Source organism: Flagellimonas alvinocaridis, from assembly GCF_004916895.1.
Classification (GTDB): domain Bacteria; phylum Bacteroidota; class Bacteroidia; order Flavobacteriales; family Flavobacteriaceae; genus Flagellimonas; species Flagellimonas alvinocaridis.
The window spans coordinates 395,542-412,268 of record NZ_SNTZ01000001.1; the positions used below are offsets into that span (position 1 = coordinate 395,542).

General features: G+C 42.8%; 15 protein-coding genes. 5 read left to right on the forward strand and 10 right to left on the reverse strand.

The features are described 5' to 3' along the window. Positions 1 to 40: 40 nt before the first annotated feature. The 3 genes from EZV76_RS01760 to EZV76_RS01770 are packed head-to-tail and all read right to left on the reverse strand — an operon-like array spanning position 41 to position 2,588. Complete coding sequence (locus EZV76_RS01760) at positions 41 to 793, reverse strand: 3-keto-disaccharide hydrolase (protein WP_136565530.1); 753 nt, start codon at positions 791 to 793, stop codon at positions 41 to 43. Between the two features lie 2 nt (positions 794 to 795). After that, positions 796 to 1,539, reverse strand: a complete 744-nt coding sequence (locus EZV76_RS01765) for a 3-keto-disaccharide hydrolase (RefSeq protein ID WP_136564866.1) — start codon at positions 1,537 to 1,539, stop codon at positions 796 to 798. Continuing rightward, positions 1,536 to 2,588 (reverse strand): sugar phosphate isomerase/epimerase family protein, encoded by a 1,053-nt coding sequence (locus EZV76_RS01770; RefSeq protein WP_136564867.1) that lies wholly within the window; start codon positions 2,586 to 2,588, stop codon positions 1,536 to 1,538. The genes EZV76_RS01765 and EZV76_RS01770 overlap by 4 nt, the downstream gene beginning before the upstream one ends. Before the next feature lie 143 nt (positions 2,589 to 2,731). On the opposite strand from EZV76_RS01770, the gene EZV76_RS01775 reads away from it, so the two are divergent. Together EZV76_RS01775 and EZV76_RS01780 are read left to right on the forward strand one after the other, a co-directional pair. Further along, positions 2,732 to 4,435, forward strand: coding sequence for a GMC oxidoreductase (locus tag EZV76_RS01775; protein ID WP_136564868.1), 1,704 nt, complete (start codon positions 2,732 to 2,734; stop codon positions 4,433 to 4,435). 9 nt (positions 4,436 to 4,444) lie between these two features. Beyond that, a complete protein-coding gene (locus EZV76_RS01780; RefSeq protein ID WP_136564869.1) occupies positions 4,445 to 4,909 on the forward strand; it encodes an ASCH domain-containing protein in 465 nt (154 codons plus the stop codon). Positions 4,910 to 4,956: 47 nt separating this feature from the next. Here EZV76_RS01780 and EZV76_RS01785 read toward each other — a convergent pair whose 3' ends face one another. From EZV76_RS01785 to EZV76_RS01800, 4 genes are read right to left on the reverse strand one after another with little or no spacing between them, the layout of a single operon-like run. Next, on the reverse strand, positions 4,957 to 6,093 hold the full coding sequence (locus EZV76_RS01785) for a Gfo/Idh/MocA family protein (RefSeq protein WP_136564870.1): 1,137 nt from the start codon (positions 6,091 to 6,093) through the stop codon (positions 4,957 to 4,959). A 12-nt stretch (positions 6,094 to 6,105) separates the two neighbouring features. Further along, positions 6,106 to 7,335 carry a nucleoside permease gene (locus EZV76_RS01790; RefSeq protein ID WP_136564871.1) on the reverse strand — a complete coding sequence of 410 codons (1,230 nt, stop codon included), beginning with the start codon at positions 7,333 to 7,335 and terminating at the stop codon, positions 6,106 to 6,108. Positions 7,336 to 7,350: 15 nt separating this feature from the next. Beyond that, positions 7,351 to 7,794 carry a DinB family protein gene (locus EZV76_RS01795; RefSeq protein WP_136564872.1) on the reverse strand — a complete coding sequence of 148 codons (444 nt, stop codon included), beginning with the start codon at positions 7,792 to 7,794 and terminating at the stop codon, positions 7,351 to 7,353. 24 nt (positions 7,795 to 7,818) lie between these two features. Beyond that, positions 7,819 to 8,817 carry a sugar phosphate isomerase/epimerase family protein gene (locus EZV76_RS01800; RefSeq protein WP_136564873.1) on the reverse strand — a complete coding sequence of 333 codons (999 nt, stop codon included), beginning with the start codon at positions 8,815 to 8,817 and terminating at the stop codon, positions 7,819 to 7,821. Positions 8,818 to 8,953: 136 nt separating this feature from the next. On the opposite strand from EZV76_RS01800, the gene EZV76_RS01805 reads away from it, so the two are divergent. Beyond that, a complete protein-coding gene (locus EZV76_RS01805) occupies positions 8,954 to 10,672 on the forward strand; it encodes a GMC oxidoreductase (protein WP_136564874.1) in 1,719 nt (572 codons plus the stop codon). Continuing rightward, positions 10,672 to 11,325, forward strand: coding sequence for a gluconate 2-dehydrogenase subunit 3 family protein (locus EZV76_RS01810; protein WP_136564875.1), 654 nt, complete (start codon positions 10,672 to 10,674; stop codon positions 11,323 to 11,325). The genes EZV76_RS01805 and EZV76_RS01810 overlap by 1 nt, the downstream gene beginning before the upstream one ends. A gap of 171 nt (positions 11,326 to 11,496) precedes the next feature. On the opposite strand, the gene EZV76_RS01815 is transcribed toward EZV76_RS01810, so the two are convergent. The 3 genes from EZV76_RS01815 to EZV76_RS01825 form a co-directional block, all read right to left on the reverse strand. Beyond that, positions 11,497 to 13,965 (reverse strand): ribonucleoside-diphosphate reductase subunit alpha, encoded by a 2,469-nt coding sequence (locus EZV76_RS01815; protein ID WP_136564876.1) that lies wholly within the window; start codon positions 13,963 to 13,965, stop codon positions 11,497 to 11,499. Between the two features lie 132 nt (positions 13,966 to 14,097). Beyond that, entirely contained in the window at positions 14,098 to 15,084 is a 987-nt protein-coding gene (locus EZV76_RS01820) for a ribonucleotide-diphosphate reductase subunit beta (RefSeq protein ID WP_136564877.1), read from the reverse strand. Positions 15,085 to 15,570: 486 nt separating this feature from the next. Further along, on the reverse strand, positions 15,571 to 15,816 hold the full coding sequence (locus EZV76_RS01825) for a hypothetical protein (protein ID WP_136564878.1): 246 nt from the start codon (positions 15,814 to 15,816) through the stop codon (positions 15,571 to 15,573). A 166-nt stretch (positions 15,817 to 15,982) separates the two neighbouring features. On the opposite strand from EZV76_RS01825, the gene EZV76_RS01830 reads away from it, so the two are divergent. Then, positions 15,983 to 16,717: a LytR/AlgR family response regulator transcription factor gene (locus tag EZV76_RS01830; protein ID WP_136564879.1), complete on the forward strand. Its 735-nt coding sequence runs from the start codon at positions 15,983 to 15,985 to the stop codon at positions 16,715 to 16,717. The last annotated feature ends 10 nt before the right edge of the window (positions 16,718 to 16,727 follow it).

Sequence of the window (16,727 nt, forward strand, 5' to 3'; positions counted from 1 at the left end):
CCTCTTAAACATGTTATTTGACCAGTAACGTGAGACCTACCTAATCCAGCTCCCGTACCCAGATGTTTCTGTAACTCACCCTACTATTGTCTTGGTGGTCCTGCAACATAAGCGGTCCTTTTCCATGGGGAGGATTCTTGGGCCAGCCAATGTAGGGTGTAGTACCCTTGATCTCTGCATGATCTTGGACCAACACCCCATTGTGGATGACCGTAAGTGTCCCCGACTTGGTTTTTTGACCTTTTTCAAACTCGGGGGCATGGTAAATGATGTCGTATACATTCCACTCCCCTGTCGGAACAGAGGCCATAGCCAAAGGCACATGTTGTTTATAAATAGACCCAACTTGTCCATTCACGTAGGTAGTATTGTCGTTGTTGTCCAATACTTGTACTTCATATAATCCCGACAAAAAGATTCCGCTATTGGCACGACTCTGCCCTTTACCATTTACTTGGGCAGGGGATTTCCATTCAATGTGCAGTTGGACGCTCCCAAAATTCTGTTTGGTCTGGATGTTCCCTGTTTTATCCTTGACGGTCATGCTCCCATCTTTGTTCAATGTCCATTTGGCCGCTGTGCTATCCGTAGTACTGATCCATCCGTTCAAACTGGAGCCATCAAAAAGAACAATGGCATCACTCGGTGGTGCACCATCTTTTCCCGGCTTCACTTTTGGGGGAACAGGTTCATAAATCTCGGTCTCTTCAGGTTGGGTTGGTTCTTTCTCTTGGCCAAAGGCAATAGCTCCCGTAAAGAAACAGAGGGCCAAAAGGGCATTTTTGTTTATCATCATTAAAGTTCCTTTATTTTGATATTTCTAAACGACACTATATTTCCGTGATCCTGTAAACCAATCTTTCCGGTTTGATAGGCCCCGAAACCTTCCCATCCATTAAACTTGGAGTTGGAGACCATTTCATCCCATTTCGGACCATGTACCGGGAACTCCACAACCTTTTTGCCATTTAAGACTACCTGTCCTTGATTGGTTTCATGATTGATGGTCAATTCCACTTGATTCCACTCTCCCGCAGGCTTAACAGCTTTTTCAGATGGGGCGATCATATCGTAGAGCGCACCGGCTTGATGCGTGGTTCCATTTTTGGCATCGGGATGCCTTTCATCATCCAACACTTGAATTTCCGGACCTGTTGCGTAGGGCGCTCCAAATTTCCCATCTTCAAATACTCCATAGAAAATTCCACTGTTTCCACCTTCAGAAATTTTCCATTCCAAGGATAATACAAAGTTGGTGTAATCCTTGTCCGTAACAATGTCGTACACCTCCCCTTTCTTTCTTTCCTTTGGTGGATAATAAACCATGGCCCCATCTTCCAGTTTCCAGGGTTCTCCTATCTCACCTCCGTTGTATACATGCCAACCGTCAAAAGAGGAACCATCAAACAAAACGGTCCATGTGGGTTCTTCCACAACCTGTTTCTCTTCTTTCGCAACTTCTTCAGTTGCATTTTCTTTGGCTTTTTCCTTGCAAGAGAATGCCGCTATAAGTACTGCCAATAAAGCTAATCGTTTCATAATCCTAGTATATTTTTAAGTTTGTTTGAATCTATTTCCGAACCTGCAAAATCATCAAAAGTCTTGGTCGTGGCCTCAATAATATGATCTTGAATAAACTTGGCCCCTTCACGAGCCCCTTGTTCAGGGCTTTTTATGCAACACTCCCACTCCATGACGGCCCAAACATCACATCCGTATTGGGTCAGTTTGGAAAATATGGTCTTAAAATCAATTTGTCCATCACCCAAAGAACGGTATCTCCCTGCTCTATCTCCCCAATCGTTGTAACCACCAAAAGCTCCTTTTTTTCCTGTTGGGTTAAACTCGGAATCCTTTACATGGAATGATTTAATAAATTCATGGTAATGGTCTATGTAGGCTATATAATCCAGTTGTTGCAAAACAAAATGACTTGGATCATAGAGAATATTGACTCTTTTATGATTGCCCGTAGCCTCCAAAAAGCGTTCAAAGGTATCTCCGTCATGCAAATCCTCCCCAGGGTGAATCTCATAGCACACATCCACACCTTCCTCATCGAAATGGTTCAATATGGGCATCCACCGTTTGGCAAGTTCCTCAAATCCCATTTCCACCAACCCTGCTGGTCTTTGCGGCCATGGGTGGGCTGTATGCCAAAGCAAAGCCCCGGAAAACGTGGCATGGGCTTTCAATCCCAACCTTCGACTGGCGGTTGCCGCCTTTTTAACGATCTCTATGGCCCACTGGGTACGCTCCTTTGGCTTGCCCTTAAGGGCATCGGGGGCAAAATTGTCGAACATGATGTCATACGCAGGATGCACCGCCACCAATTGTCCTTGTAAATGGGTGGACAATTCGGTAATTTCCAATCCGTATGAATTTATCTTTCCTTTAAGTTCATCGCAATAGTCCTGACTTTCGGCTGCCTTGTCCAAATCAATCAAAAAGGATTCCCAAGTAGGTATTTGAATCCCCTTGTATCCCAGTCCGGAAGCCCATTCGCAAAGACCATCCAAAGAATTGAATGGTGGCTGACTGTCCACAAATTGTGCTAAAAAAACAGCCGGTCCTTTAATTGTTTTCATTTAGGTTGAATTTTTGGAATTAATAAATCCACTCTACTTTTAGGATTTATCCTCTATATTTAAGAAAAAAATCATGGTATTCTTATTTCCCATGAACAAAGACCTAAATATAGGGATTAGCCAACAATTAAAACAGAAGAAAAGTGAATGATCCCAAAGTTTATGATGCCATTGTTGTAGGAACAGGGGTAAGCGGTGGCTGGGCTGCCAAAGAACTATGCGAAAATGGTTTAAACACTTTGGTGTTGGAACGTGGCCCCATGGTAAAACATGTAGAGGACTACAAAACCATGAACGACGACCCATGGGATTATCCATTTAAGGGCGAACTAAGCCGGGCCGACAAAGAAAAGTACCACAAACAGCTACGGGTAGGGTGGGCTCCCAGAGATGATGTAAAACATTTCTTTGTGAACGATTTGGAACATCCCTACCAAGAAACCAAACGTTTTGATTGGATACGAGGCTATCAGGTAGGTGGCCGTTCCCTGATTTGGGGGCGACAAAGTTATCGGTGGAGCGACATTGATTTTGAGGCCAATAAAAAGGAAGGTATCGCGGTGGATTGGCCTGTTCGTTACAAAGACATAACACCTTGGTATGATAAGGTAGAGTCCTATATTGGCGTAAGTGGCCAAGCATTAGGGCTTAAGCAATTGCCCGATGGGAAATTTCAACCTCCAATGGAATTGAATTGCGCGGAAAAAGAACTGCAACAAGCTTTGGCTACCAATTTTGAGGATGGTAGATTGTTGACCATTGGCAGAGTGGCCCACATTACAGAAAAAACAGCGGAATTTGAAGGTCGCGGACCTTGTCAATATAGAAACCGATGCTGGAGGGGATGTCCCTTTGGAGGCTATTTTAGTAGCAACTCCTCTACCCTTCCCGCTGCGGAACGGACCGGAAACATGACTCTAAGACCCAATTCAATTGTGCATGAAGTCATTTATGATGAGCAACAAAAAAAGGCCACTGGGGTCAGGGTCATCGATACTGTAACCCATGAGAAAATAGAGTTCAAAGCAAATATTGTGTTTCTATGTGCATCCTCCATGGCATCCGTGGGCATCTTGTTGCAATCCAAATCAAAGGCATTCCCCAATGGAATGGGTAACAACCACGACCAATTGGGACGCAACATTATGGACCATCATTACCAATTGGGTGCGTCGGCAAAGGTCGATGGCCATTTGGACAAGTATTATAAAGGAAGACGTCCCAATGGTTTTTATATCCCAAGGTTTGTCAATCTGGATGAAAAAACGCAACGGAAGGACTTTTTGCGCGGATTTGGATACCAAGGTGGTGCCAATAGGACCAACTGGTCTGAAATGGTCGCGGAAATGGGTTATGGCAAGGCACTTAAGGAAGCCATTCTAAAACCTGGTGGTTGGGAAATTGGGATGACCGGCTTTGGGGAAATGTTGCCCCATCATGACAATCGGGTTACCTTGAGCAAGGATAAAAAGGACCAATGGGGATTGCCCCAATTGGATTTTGATGTGGAATTCAAGGACAACGAATACAAAATGCGCGAAGCCATACTTGAAGAGGCCGCTGCCATGTTGAAAGCGGCAGGTTTTAGGGATATCTCTACCTATGATAACGAAACAGGTCCCGGTCTGGGCATCCATGAAATGGGGGGTGCACGAATGGGTCATGACCCCAAAACCTCAGTATTGAACAAGAACAATCAATTACACGATGTGCCCAATGTTTATGTTACCGATGGTGCTTTTATGACCTCAGCGAGTTGCGTAAACCCTTCTTTAACATACATGGCGTTTACGGCCAGGGCCGCCAATCATGCTGCAAATCAATTTAAACAACATAAATTCTCTTAAAACCTGCTTATGGAAAATGCTTCAGCCCGAAATCTATGGGGCGATTTTTTGGACGCCCATTTGGAATTTGCTTCTGAGGATGCACCTAAAGTTATCCACTTTTGTGACAATGAAAAGGATGCCGACACCTGTGCTGAATTGGCATGCAAAGAAATCAAAAGAGCTACATCCCATTCTTTAAAAGGTCTACAGCTTCGGAATGAAAAACTGCCTAAAATCGGTGATTTTTATGTGGTGACCGATTGGAAAGGCAATGCAAAATGTGTGATTCGCACTACTTCCGTGAAGTTGTTGCCCTATTTCAGTATTCGTGAAGAGCATGCCAGACTGGAAGGCGAAGGCGACAAAAGTCTTGACTATTGGAAAAAGACGCATTGGGATTATTATTCACGGGAACTTGCAGCATTTGGTGCAGTCCCCAAAGAAAGTATGATCGTGGTATTCGAGCAATTTGAAATGCTCTATAAAAGATAATGGCCACCAAACGGCAGCCATTATATCTAATTTACTAGGCCGAAATATTAATCCATGTCCACCCAAATGTTACCTTGTTTGTGTGAAGCTACGGTATTTTCTATGAAATTTAGTCCACGAACACCATCGGTCATGGTTGGGAATTCTCCGCTATTGTATTCCTCACCACGTATGGCCCTTGCCACTCCCAAATATATATTGGCCATGGCATCAAAAATTCCCTCAGGGTGACCAGGAGGCAACTTGGTGCCATCCAATGAAAGTTTTGAATTATAGGCATGGCCAGGTTTTAATACCTGTAATGGTTCTGGGTCGTTTAGTTTATAGAGATAATTGGGATTTTCCTGCTCCCATCGCAAACCTCCCTTTTCCCCATAAATGGCAATAGTAAGGTTGTTCTCTTCCCCAGTGGCCACCTGACTTGCACGAACAAGGCCTTTTACATGTTCTCCCATACGGACCAACACGGTTCCGTCCACATCCATTTGGTTGTCAGCATACAAGTAGTTGAAATCACACAGCAGGGATTTTACCTGAAGTCCGGTGGTATACTCAATCATATTAAAGGCATGGACACCAATATCTCCCATACAAGAACTGATTCCCGCTTTTTTGGGATCCAAGCGCCATACGGTTGACCGTTTTTCCTTATCGTGTATGATGGGGTTGATCCAGCCTTGGTAATACTGCGCATCCACTTTGTGGATTTTTCCCAAGGCACCCTCTTTGATCATCTCCCGCATTTGGCGTACCATGGGGTAGCCTGTATAGGTATGCGTAACCGCAAAAACAGTCCCGGCCTTGGCCAAGGTTTCCTGAAGGATTATGGCTTCATCATAGGTGGTGGTCATGGGCTTTTCACAGATGACGTGAAAACCGTTTTCCAACAACTTTTTGGCCATGGGAAAATGCAAGAAGTTGGGCGTAAGGATGGAGCATACTTGAATACGTTCATCCTCTGGAAGCTTCAACTCCTCCTCCACCAACGTATCAAAATCTTTATAGATGCGGTTGGTAGGAATGTCTATTTCCTTGGCAAAATCCACACTGTCCTCAAAATTGGGGTTGAAGACCGCCCCCACAATTTCATAGTTATCATTGATGAAAGAAGCTACTCTGTGCAATACCCCAATAAGGGAATCACCGCCTCCTCCAAGTATTCCTAATCTAATTTTTTTTGGCATGTTTTATTTAATTTACTCTTTGTATTCTATTTTTTCATTTTTGAACAACAAGGCAAAGATAATTGCCACAGCAAAAGCAAAAATAGCAGGAAAGCGCCAGATACTTGCCCAATCATGGCTGTTTTCTGAAATAAGATAGTTGTCCGTTATCTGTCCGGCTATCCAGAACCCGATGAGCATCCCCACCCCATAGGTGGCCAAGGTAATCAACCCTTGGGCAGCACTCTTGTATTTTTCACCAGCTTTGCTGTCGGTATAGATCTGTCCCGAAACAAAGAAGAAATCGTAACAAATGCCGTGCAGTGCAATCCCCAAGAGGAGCATAAATGTCAAGCTTCCCGCATCTCCATAAGCAAACAGCAAATACCTAGCAGTCCAAGCCAACATCCCTGCGATTATGGTTTTCTTGAATCCAAATTTGGTGAAGAAATACGGCAAAAGGAGCATAAACAATACTTCTGAAGCTTGACCAATGGTCATCTTTCCGGTTGGGTTCTCCATTCCAATTTCAGACAAAAACGGATTGGCGTTTTGATAATAGAATGCCAATGGAATACAGATCAAAATCGATGAGATAAAGAAAACCAGGAAGTTTCTATCCTTTAAAAGTTTCAAGGCATCCAACCCCAACATGTCGGCAACCGATACTTTTTCGTCCTTGTTAACGCTTGGAGGGGTCTTGGGCAAAGTGAAACTAAAAAGCCCCAAAACGGCGGAAGCGATACCTACCATCAAAAAGGTATTCTTCAGCATTCCTGCTTGAATACTTTCTGGGGAATCCCAAAAGAAAATATAACTAATGACCAATCCGGCAACGATCCATCCAATAGTCCCAAAAACGCGGATAGGCGAAAATTCCTTGGCTGGATCCTTCATTTGGCTGAAGGAAATGGAATTCACCAAGGCCAATGTGGGCATGTACAAAATCATATACCCCAGAATGTACGGATAAAATAACGCAAACTCATCAGCTTGGTACATTTGGTACATCAGGAAGGCCCCAACCAAATGCAGCACTCCCAAGATTCGTTCAGCATTAAAGTATCTATCGGCAATCAAACCAATAATGAAAGGAGCAATGATGGCTCCCCACGATTGTGTTGAGAAAGCTTGGGCAATCTCTCCCCCGGTTGCATTTAAATTGTTCCCCAGAAAAGTTCCTAGGGTCACAAACCATCCGCCCCAAATAAAAAATTCGAGGAACATCATAAAGGACAGTTGGAATTTGGTTTTAAAACTCATTTTAGTCAGTTTAGTTTATCGTTTATAAAAAATATAGTCCAGAGGTTCAGGGGCTGTGCCAGATGCACGCAAATCCATCATAATCTGGCCCCTATGGTGGGTAGAATGGTTCACCACGTGGAAAAGGATGTCTTTAACGTCATTGGCAAAAGTCCTTCCCTCACTGTTTTCATATTCCACCCTCTTGTTAAGATCATCGGTATTGGTAATGATTTCAAAGGATGTCCTTTGGTTATCGTAATGGATGTCTTCCCAGTTTTGCACAGGTTGTTCCTGCCAAACCGTAAAGTCCGGTTGCTTTTCCAATATCCTTTGGTTCCAGATGTGATGTGCATTCAGGATATGGCTAAAAAGGCGAATACAATTTTCAGGGACTTGTTCCATGGAATGGAGCTGCCCTATCAGCTTTTTATTGCAGTAGAAATTGTAATCGAAGAGCTGTTGCAAGAATCCCTTCATACCTCTTTACCTTATAGTGAACGTCTAACGCAGTTTGTCCAACAATTCTTTTGTTGCCAAAATACCTGCTTCCTCACTTAGTTCATTGCCTTCATATTCTACACCCACATAGCCTGAGTAACCAGCTTCCTTAACTATTTTGATCATCTCGGCATAGTCTATGGCAGTTTCGTTCCCCTCTTCATCAAAATTATAGGATTTGGCACTCACGGCCTTGGCATAAGGCATAAGTTCACGCACTCCTTGATATTTGTCATACTCCTCCAGGCATTTGGATTCGTAATAATCCCCTGCTTCCCTTTTGATGCAAAAATTGCCAAAGTCAGGCAAAGTACCACAATTGTCCATATTCACCTGCTTCATAACATCTACAAGCATGGCTGCATTAGATGAGGGCCCTCCGTGGTTCTCCACAATAATGTTGATGTTCTTACCCTTGGCGTAGGTAGATAATTGGGTCAGTCCATCAACAGAAGCTTCTGTCCAGGCTTCTGGCTCCATAAGACCATTGAGGTTAACCCTAATGGAATGACAGCCCAAAGCGGCAGCGGCATCTACCCATTTATAATGATTTTCAACAGCTTCTTTTCGCTCTTTTTCATCGGCAGCGGCCAAATCCCCTTGGCCGTCAATCATGATGATCAGGTTTTCCAATCCATATTTTTCACTTTCGGCCTTACTCTTCTCTACGAATTTTTTCATGGCTTCTTCGGAGAAGTTGTCTTTCTCCAGTTCTGGATAATATAACCCACTCACATACTCCAATCCTTCAAACCCCCATTCTTTGGCCTTTTCAGCAAAACGATAGGGATCCATTCCTTCTTCACGTATCATTTTGTGCATGGACCATTGGGCCAAGGAAATCTTCAACACGCTTTCATCAGTTGTTGCTGTTACCTCTTCGGCCACATCCTGGCTATCCGTTTCTTCCTTTTTTTGGTTTTGTTTGCAGGAAAACATTCCCAACATCACAAGCATTACTACAGCCAAAGTGCCATTCTTGGCAAAAAAATGTCTCTTCATAAGATTCTTTAATAAAATTTCACATGGAATACAAAAACTACAACGTTATAGTAGCGAATTCTCAATAAACATAGGGTTTAAATGTAGAAAATTAATTTAATAATTAATACATTTAGGAAATAAACAATCCGAATAAATGAGTAAATTTTATTACAACCAGGAGCAGGACTCCTATGATGCCATTGTGGTAGGCACAGGCATCAGTGGTGGTTGGGCTGCCAAGGAGCTTTGTGAAAATGGACTCAAGACTTTGGTCTTGGAGCGTGGTCCCATGGTAAAACACCGTGAGGACTATCCCACAGCCAACAAAGACCCCTGGGATTTTCCCCACGCTGGGCAACCCACAAGAGAAGAACTAAAACAACAAGAGAAACAGGCCAGAACCGGTTATACAGTTAGAGCAGAATCCAGGCACTGGTTTGTCAATGATTTGATACACCCATACAATGAGGTCAAGCGTTTTGATTGGATGCGGGGGTATCACGTAGGAGGTCGTTCCATTATGTGGGGACGCCATAGTTACCGTTGGAGTGACATTGATTTTGCCGCAAACAAGAATGAAGGCATTGCCGTGGATTGGCCGGTACGCTACAAAGATATTGCCCCTTGGTATGATAAAGTTGAAAGTTATATCGGGGTTTCTGGTGAAAACCTAGGGCTGCCACAATTGCCCGATGGGCAATTTGAGCCGATGATGGAACTCAACTGCGTTGAAGACCACGTAAGAGGCAAAGTGGCAGAACATTTTGGAGGTCGTGTGATTACGGCCGGTAGGGTGGCCCACATTAACAGTGACAAAAAATTTGAAGGTGATGGCCGTGTACGCTGCCAGTTTAGAAACCGTTGTGTTCGCGGGTGTCCGTTTGGCGCTTATTTCAGCAGCGTTTCATCTACATTACCCGCAGCAGAAAGAACAGGGAACATGACCCTTAGGCCTGATTCCATTGTGCATGAAATCATTTATGACCCCAATACCAAAAAAGCAACTGGGGTCAAAGTCATAGATAGAGAAACCAAGGAAGAGTTCGAGTTCAAGGCCAAAGTTATTTTCCTTTGCGCCTCTGCCATTGCTTCCACATCTATTTTGATGCAATCCAAATCGGACAGGTTTGAAAATGGATTGGGCAACGACTCCGGTGAACTGGGACACAACATCATGGACCACCATTTCTTGGCTGGTGCCAGTGGAAAATTTGATGGATTCGAAGACAAATACTACAAAGGCAGAAAGCCCAATGGCATTTATATTCCAAGGTTCCGAAATCTTGGTGGCGATTCCAATATGAAGGATTTTGTTCGTGGATATGGGTACCAAGGTGGTGCCGGTCGTGGCAATTATGAAGAAATGATCGCCGAAGCTGCCTTTGGAAAAGAATACAAGGACGCTGTTCTATCCCCAGGCGGATGGAACATGGGTATGACCGCTTTTGGAGAAATTCTTCCCTATCACGACAACAAAATGACCTTGGATTATGACAAAAAGGATCCATGGGGATTGCCTACCGTGACATTTGATGCCGAGATCAAGGAAAACGAATTGAACATGCGTAAGGACATGACAGACCAAGCGGTTAAAATGCTTGAGAAAGCAGGAGCAAGGGACATTACACCCTATGACAATCCTTATGCCATAGGATTGGGCATCCATGAAATGGGTACCGCACGTATGGGTCGTGATCCAAAAACTTCCGTGGTCAATGGAAACAACCAAGTACACGCCTGTAAGAATGTTTATGTTACTGATGGAGCGTTTATGACCTCAGCTAGTTGTGTAAACCCATCATTGACTTATATGGCATTTACTGCAAGAGCGGCAAACCATGCTGTTCAAGAACTTAAAAAAGGAAATATATAATGGAAAGAAGATCCGCACTTAAGAATATGGGTATGGCTTTTGGCTATGCCGTTGCCACTCCCACCCTTTTAGGGTTGCTTCAAAGCTGTAAGGACAAAGCGGCCTATGCAGAATGGATTCCTTCCTTTTTGGGCAAGGAACAGGGCTATGCCTTGGCTCAAACCTTGGATGTCATTCTTCCTAAGACAGACACTCCCTCCGCCACGGAGATGAACGTACATGTCTTTATTGATGCATACTTGAACGAGGTTTTACCTAAGGAGCAGCAGGATTTTGTAAAACTGAAAATGGGCAATTTCTTTGACAAGGTCTTGGCCGATTCAGGAAAAGAATCCCTATTGGATATTGAGTCCGCTGATATAGAACCTGCTTTGCAGACCTATCTCAAAAAACGCACCGATGAGGAAGAGGAAGCCCACTTTGAAGCCATAAACAGCTATATGGATGCGATTAAACAGGGTGGAGAAGCCTCCTTGGATGAAGACATCGCTAGCTTTTCCTTTGCCAACGATTTAAGAAACTTGGCTACTTGGGCCTATAAATCTTCTGAATTTGTTGGTGAAGAAGTTTTGGCTTATTTACCCATACCTGGTGAATATATTGCCTGTGGAGATTTGAATACACTGACGGGAGGCAAGGCCTGGTCATTGTAAGTTTTGTTCTTTATACTGATAAAAACCTCCTAAGCAGGAGGTTTTTTGTTTTTATCCCTGTACTTATTTCAAGTAAAAAAATACCTCGGAAGTTGTTCATGGTGGGGTGAACTTTTCCGAGGCATCTAATCAATAAACACTATCACATGTACTGTTTGAGTACAGTACAGACTATGATCCACACATTAAGCAGTCATCATCTGCTTGACCTGCTTTGGCGCGTGCAATCATTTCTTTCATTTCTTCCGGTGTAAGGGGCTGTATATCTACTTCCTGCTGATCCACAGATGTGGCCTCTACCTTGATAGTTTCCGCAGATACCGATTTGGCTTCCACTTCGGCCACAACACTGACAGGAGCTTCTTTTTTCTTGGTGTTATCCAATGTAAACTTAATGGCGTCCACTGCAGCCTTGGTTCGTAGGTAGTACATTCCTGTTTTCAAGCCACTTTTCCAGGCATAAAAATGCATCGAGGTCAACTTGGAATAATTGGCATTTTCCATGAATAGGTTCAAAGATTGGCTTTGATCAATAAAATAGCCACGTTGTCTACTCATATCGATGATATCCTTCATGCTAAGCTCCCAAACGGTCTTGTATAGCTCTTTGATGTCTTCCGGGATAACATCAATATCCTGAACAGAACCGTTGGCTCTCATCAACTCCTGCTTTAGGTTTTCATTCCATAGACCCAACTTCACCAAATCTTCCAATAGGTGCTTGTTTACTACAATAAATTCTCCTGAAAGCACCCTTCGGGTATAGATGTTTGAAGTATAGGGTTCAAAACATTCGTTGTTGCCCAAAATCTGCGAAGTAGATGCGGTTGGCATTGGTGCCACCAACAAGGAGTTACGTACTCCATGCTTTTTAACATCTTTTCTGAGTTTACCCCAATCCCATCTTCCTGAAAGCTCTTCATCTTTAATACCCCATAGGTTGTGTTGAAACTCACCTTTAGATATGGGCGAACCTTCGTAGGTTGAATAGGCGCCTTCTTCTTTGGCCTGTTCCATGGATGCGGTAACGGCAGCAAAGTATAGGGTCTCGAAAATCTCTTGGTTCAGGTTTTTGGCTTCATCACTGGTAAATGGCAATCTTAGCATGATAAAAGTGTCCGCCAGACCTTGCACACCCAAACCAATGGGTCTATGTCTCATATTGGAATTTTCCGCTTCCTTAACAGGGTAGAAATTTCGGTCTATGACCCTGTTCAGGTTTTTGGTTACCCTCTTGGTTACCCTGAATAGTTCCTTGTGATCAAATTCACCGTTCTTTATGAACATGGGCAACGCAATGGAGGCCAAGTTACATACGGCCACCTCATCTGGGGAAGTGTACTCCAAAATCTCAGTACAGAGATTGGAAGAACGGATAGTACCCAAGTTTTTTTGGTTGCTCTTTCGGTTGGCAGCATCCTTATATAACATGTAGGGCGTACCTGTTTCTATTTGGGATTCCAATATCTTTTCCCAAAGATCTCTGGCCTTAATGGTCTTCCTTCCTTTTCCTTCTGCCTCGTATTTGGTGTAAAGTGCTTCAAACTCTTCGCTGTGGCTGTTAAATAGACCTGGGCATTCATTAGGGCACATCAAGGTCCATTCACCGTCCGCTTCCACCCGTTTCATGAACAAGTCTGGTATCCACATGGCATAGAATAAATCCCGTGCCCTCATTTCTTCTTTACCGTGGTTCTTTTTAAGGTCTAAGAAATCATAGATATCCGCATGCCACGGTTCCACATAAATGGCAAAGCTGCCCTTTCTTTTTCCTCCACCTTGATCCACGTAGCGTGCAGTATCATTAAACACACGTAGCATGGGCACAATTCCGTTGGATGTTCCATTGGTTCCTGCAATGTAGGATCCTGTAGCCCTGACGTTATGAATGGATAGTCCAATCCCCCCCGCTGACTGTGAAATCTTTGCGGTTTGTTTTAGGGTGTCGTAAATCCCATCGATACTATCATCTTTCATGGCCAACAGGAAGCAGGATGACATCTGCGGTTTTGGTGTCCCTGAGTTGAATAGGGTTGGCGTAGCATGTGTAAAGTATTTTTTGGACATCAACTCATAGGTTTCCACTGCAGCTTCCATGTCATTTAAATGGATTCCCACGGCCACCCTCATAAGCATGTGCTGCGGTCGCTCTGCAATTTTACCGTTGATTTTCAGCAAATAAGAGCGCTCCAAGGTTTTAAAACCGAAATAATCGTAGCCAAAATCACGGTTATAGATTATGGTTGAATCCAAAGTATCTGCATTTTCAGAGATTACCTTGTACACTTCATCCGATAGCAATGGGGCCTTTTTTCCTGTTCTTGGATTCACATATTCGTAAAGGTCCTTCATGGTTTCCGAGAAGGACTTTTTGGTGTTCTTGTGCAGGTTGGAAACGGAAATCCTTGCCGCAAGTTTGGCATAATCTGGATGTGTCGTTGTCATGGTCGCCGCTATCTCTGCAGCCAAATTGTCCAGCTCCGAAGTAGTAACACCATCATATAAACCTTCAATAACCCTCATGGCTACTTTTACCGGGTCTACAAGGATGTTTAGTCCATAACAAAGTTTTCTAACTCTAGCCGTAATCTTGTCGAACATGATCGGCTCTTTTCTTCCGTCTCTTTTTACTACATACATGGTGCTACTAGTGTTTTAATTGATCTGTGTGTTTTGTCCAATTGCACTTGACAATGTTAAAATTTTAACATTTTTAGGTTAAGGTCTTGAAGACTTCCGGGGGCATTGGAAGTCAACAAAAAAATAGGCTAATTAAAAGTCCGCGTCGAAACTAATTTTTTGCGAATCTGAGTCCTTTTCCTTGTTTAAAACGCCAGCTTTCTGGTATTCGGAAACTCGTTTTTCAAAGAAATTGGTCTTTCCTTGGAGCGATATCATGTCCATGAAATCAAAAGGATTGGTGGCATTGTAGACTTTTTCACATTGCAGTTCCACCAACAATCTATCTGTAACAAACTCCAAGTATTGGGTCATTAGTTTTGCGTTCATTCCTATAAGGCTCACTGGAAGTGACTCGGTAATGAACTCTCTTTCTATGTTTAGGGCATCCACAATTATGTCCTTAATGCGTTCTTTGGGCACTTTGTTCACCAAATGGTGGTTGTGCAGGTGCACCGCATAATCACAATGCATTCCTTCATCCCTGGATATCAGTTCGTTGGAAAAGGTGAGCCCTGGCATCAACCCTCTTTTCTTCAACCAGAAAATAGAACAGAACGCACCGGAAAAGAAAATACCCTCTACGGCGGCAAAAGCGATCAAACGCTCAGCAAAACTTGGGGACTCTATCCACTTTAGGGCCCAATCCGCTTTCTTCTTGATTGCCGGGAAATTTTCTATGGCCTGAAACAGTATATTCTTCTCCTTTTCATCTTTCACATAAGTGTCAATGAGAAGGGAATAGGTTTCAGAGTGTATGTTCTCCATCATAATTTGGAAGCCATAAAAGAACTTGGCCTCAGAATATTGCACTTCATTTACAAAGTTTTCCGCCAAGTTTTCATTTACAATACCATCCGAAGCCGCAAAAAAGGCCAAAATATGTTTAATGAAATACCTCTCATCATCATTGAGCTTAGAATTCCAATCTGTCAAATCTTGGTGCAAATCAATTTCCTCCGCCGTCCAGAAACATGCTTCACATTTCTTGTACCAATCCCAAAGATCATGGTGCTTTATGGGAAAAATCACAAATCTATCCTTGTTTTCTTGCAATATGGGTTCAATGGCTGTCGACATAGTATCTCGTTAAAAAGTTTATAATCTGGAAGGAAATTTCCATGTGAATAGGGCTAACAAAGATTCAAAAATGTTATTAGATTGTAAAGTTGGATTTGTCAAAACAAGGGCAAAGTTTTTAACACAACCTGTTGAAATCTAGGGTCGCCAGCGATGTTCCTTGGGTTTGGGCCAAAAGCCAAAAAATGATAAGTTTTTAGAGCAGGACATTCTGAATGCAAAAAGACCAAAAAGTATATTTTACCATACTTTTTGGTCTTTCCTATTTATGAAGATTAAACTCAGAGGCTTAACCGAATATTACCAAACAGTACGGCCTCTTCAAGCCTTGCCAATGGAATCCTTGAAATTTTAGGTAGTTCCCCCGAAACCTAAAACCAATATGACACCGTGGCAGACCGAAGATTTAATTTTGCAAGCGGTTTCTATAATCAAGAGAATGGTTGCTTCGGCCGTACAATTATTGGCAATATGTGTATGAACTCCTTATTTGGGCAGGTGACTGTTCTTCACCGCCATCTGGTCCCAATTGGACTGTATCTTTAGTGCTTTCTTTTCGGAAACAGCAGCAAAAATCAAGGCTGCCACCAAAATCACAAACAACACAACACATTTTCTCATAGCAGTAAAACTAATTCCTCCAATTTTTGACAGAGCCAAGATAACGAACAAAAAACCTCCCTGCCAATGGGATGTATAAACGGTCATCTTTTGTGTATAATCGGTTTTCATGCTGTTGATGGTTTCATGAAATCAACGACATACAGGCCCAAAAGCGCAGCTTTTTCGCTTGATCTTGCATTTTTTACCGATTATACGTGTAATACATCCATTAGCACATAAATTAAGGAGGTGTTGGAAGAATAATCCTAAATTTGATTTACCTAATCCCCATTGGATGTTAGAAGCTGTAATTGTTGACGACGAAATAAAAGCACTACAAAGCTTAAGTTGGGAATTAACCAACCTGAGCGATGAAGTGGATATTGTTGCTTCCTTTACCGATGCCCATGAGGCACTGGCCTATTTGGAGCGCAATACCCCCGACTGTCTTTTTTTGGATATAGAAATGCCTGCCATGGATGGGTTTCAGTTTATTAAAAGCCTTAAGAACAAAGATTTTCCGGTTGTTATTACCACAGCGTATAACCAATATGCCCTGCAAGCCCTAAAGAACGAGGCCATAGACTATCTGCTTAAGCCCATTGATACCGACGATTTGCAAGTGACCATAGCGAAGATCAAAAAATTCAACGCTAAGAATTTGACCGTCAATAAATTAGAAAAAATCCTGTTGAACTTCAACTCGGAATCGCACAGTAAGAAAATTACAATTAACACTGATGGTAAATTGTTGTTCCTAAACAGTGATGATATCCTATATGCTGAATCGGATGGTAATTACAGTACCATATTTTTGAGTGATGGCCAAAAAATTCTGCTCACCAAAAAACTGAAGGAGGTAAATACACTTTTACCAAAAACCAGCTTTTTTAGGATTCATAATTCCTATATCATCAACCTGAACAAGATAAAAGAGTTTCTAAAAACAGACGGTTATGTGGTCTTGGAATCCAACCACAAAATTCCCGTCTCCCGGCAAAAGAAATCCGATTTTCTGGATATGCTGTAACCCCCTTTTT

Excerpts from the sequence above, each read along its gene's own strand:
- EZV76_RS01805 (WP_136564874.1), top strand. The coding sequence starts at position 8,954 with ATGAGTAAATTTTATTACAACCAGGAGCAGGACTCCTATGATGCCATT.
- EZV76_RS01790 (WP_136564871.1), bottom strand. The coding sequence starts at position 7,335 with ATGAGTTTTAAAACCAAATTCCAACTGTCCTTTATGATGTTCCTCGAA.
- EZV76_RS01770 (WP_136564867.1), bottom strand. The coding sequence starts at position 2,588 with ATGAAAACAATTAAAGGACCGGCTGTTTTTTTAGCACAATTTGTGGAC.
- EZV76_RS01800 (WP_136564873.1), bottom strand. The coding sequence starts at position 8,817 with ATGAAGAGACATTTTTTTGCCAAGAATGGCACTTTGGCTGTAGTAATG.
- EZV76_RS01825 (WP_136564878.1), bottom strand. The coding sequence starts at position 15,816 with ATGAAAACCGATTATACACAAAAGATGACCGTTTATACATCCCATTGG.
- EZV76_RS01780 (WP_136564869.1), top strand. The coding sequence starts at position 4,445 with ATGGAAAATGCTTCAGCCCGAAATCTATGGGGCGATTTTTTGGACGCC.
- EZV76_RS01795 (WP_136564872.1), bottom strand. The coding sequence starts at position 7,794 with ATGAAGGGATTCTTGCAACAGCTCTTCGATTACAATTTCTACTGCAAT.
- EZV76_RS01810 (WP_136564875.1), top strand. The coding sequence starts at position 10,672 with ATGGAAAGAAGATCCGCACTTAAGAATATGGGTATGGCTTTTGGCTAT.
- EZV76_RS01765 (WP_136564866.1), bottom strand. The coding sequence starts at position 1,539 with ATGAAACGATTAGCTTTATTGGCAGTACTTATAGCGGCATTCTCTTGC.
- EZV76_RS01815 (WP_136564876.1), bottom strand. The coding sequence starts at position 13,965 with ATGTATGTAGTAAAAAGAGACGGAAGAAAAGAGCCGATCATGTTCGAC.
- EZV76_RS01785 (WP_136564870.1), bottom strand. The coding sequence starts at position 6,093 with ATGCCAAAAAAAATTAGATTAGGAATACTTGGAGGAGGCGGTGATTCC.
- EZV76_RS01820 (WP_136564877.1), bottom strand. The coding sequence starts at position 15,084 with ATGTCGACAGCCATTGAACCCATATTGCAAGAAAACAAGGATAGATTT.
- EZV76_RS01830 (WP_136564879.1), top strand. The coding sequence starts at position 15,983 with ATGTTAGAAGCTGTAATTGTTGACGACGAAATAAAAGCACTACAAAGC.
- EZV76_RS01760 (WP_136565530.1), bottom strand. The coding sequence starts at position 793 with ATGATAAACAAAAATGCCCTTTTGGCCCTCTGTTTCTTTACGGGAGCT.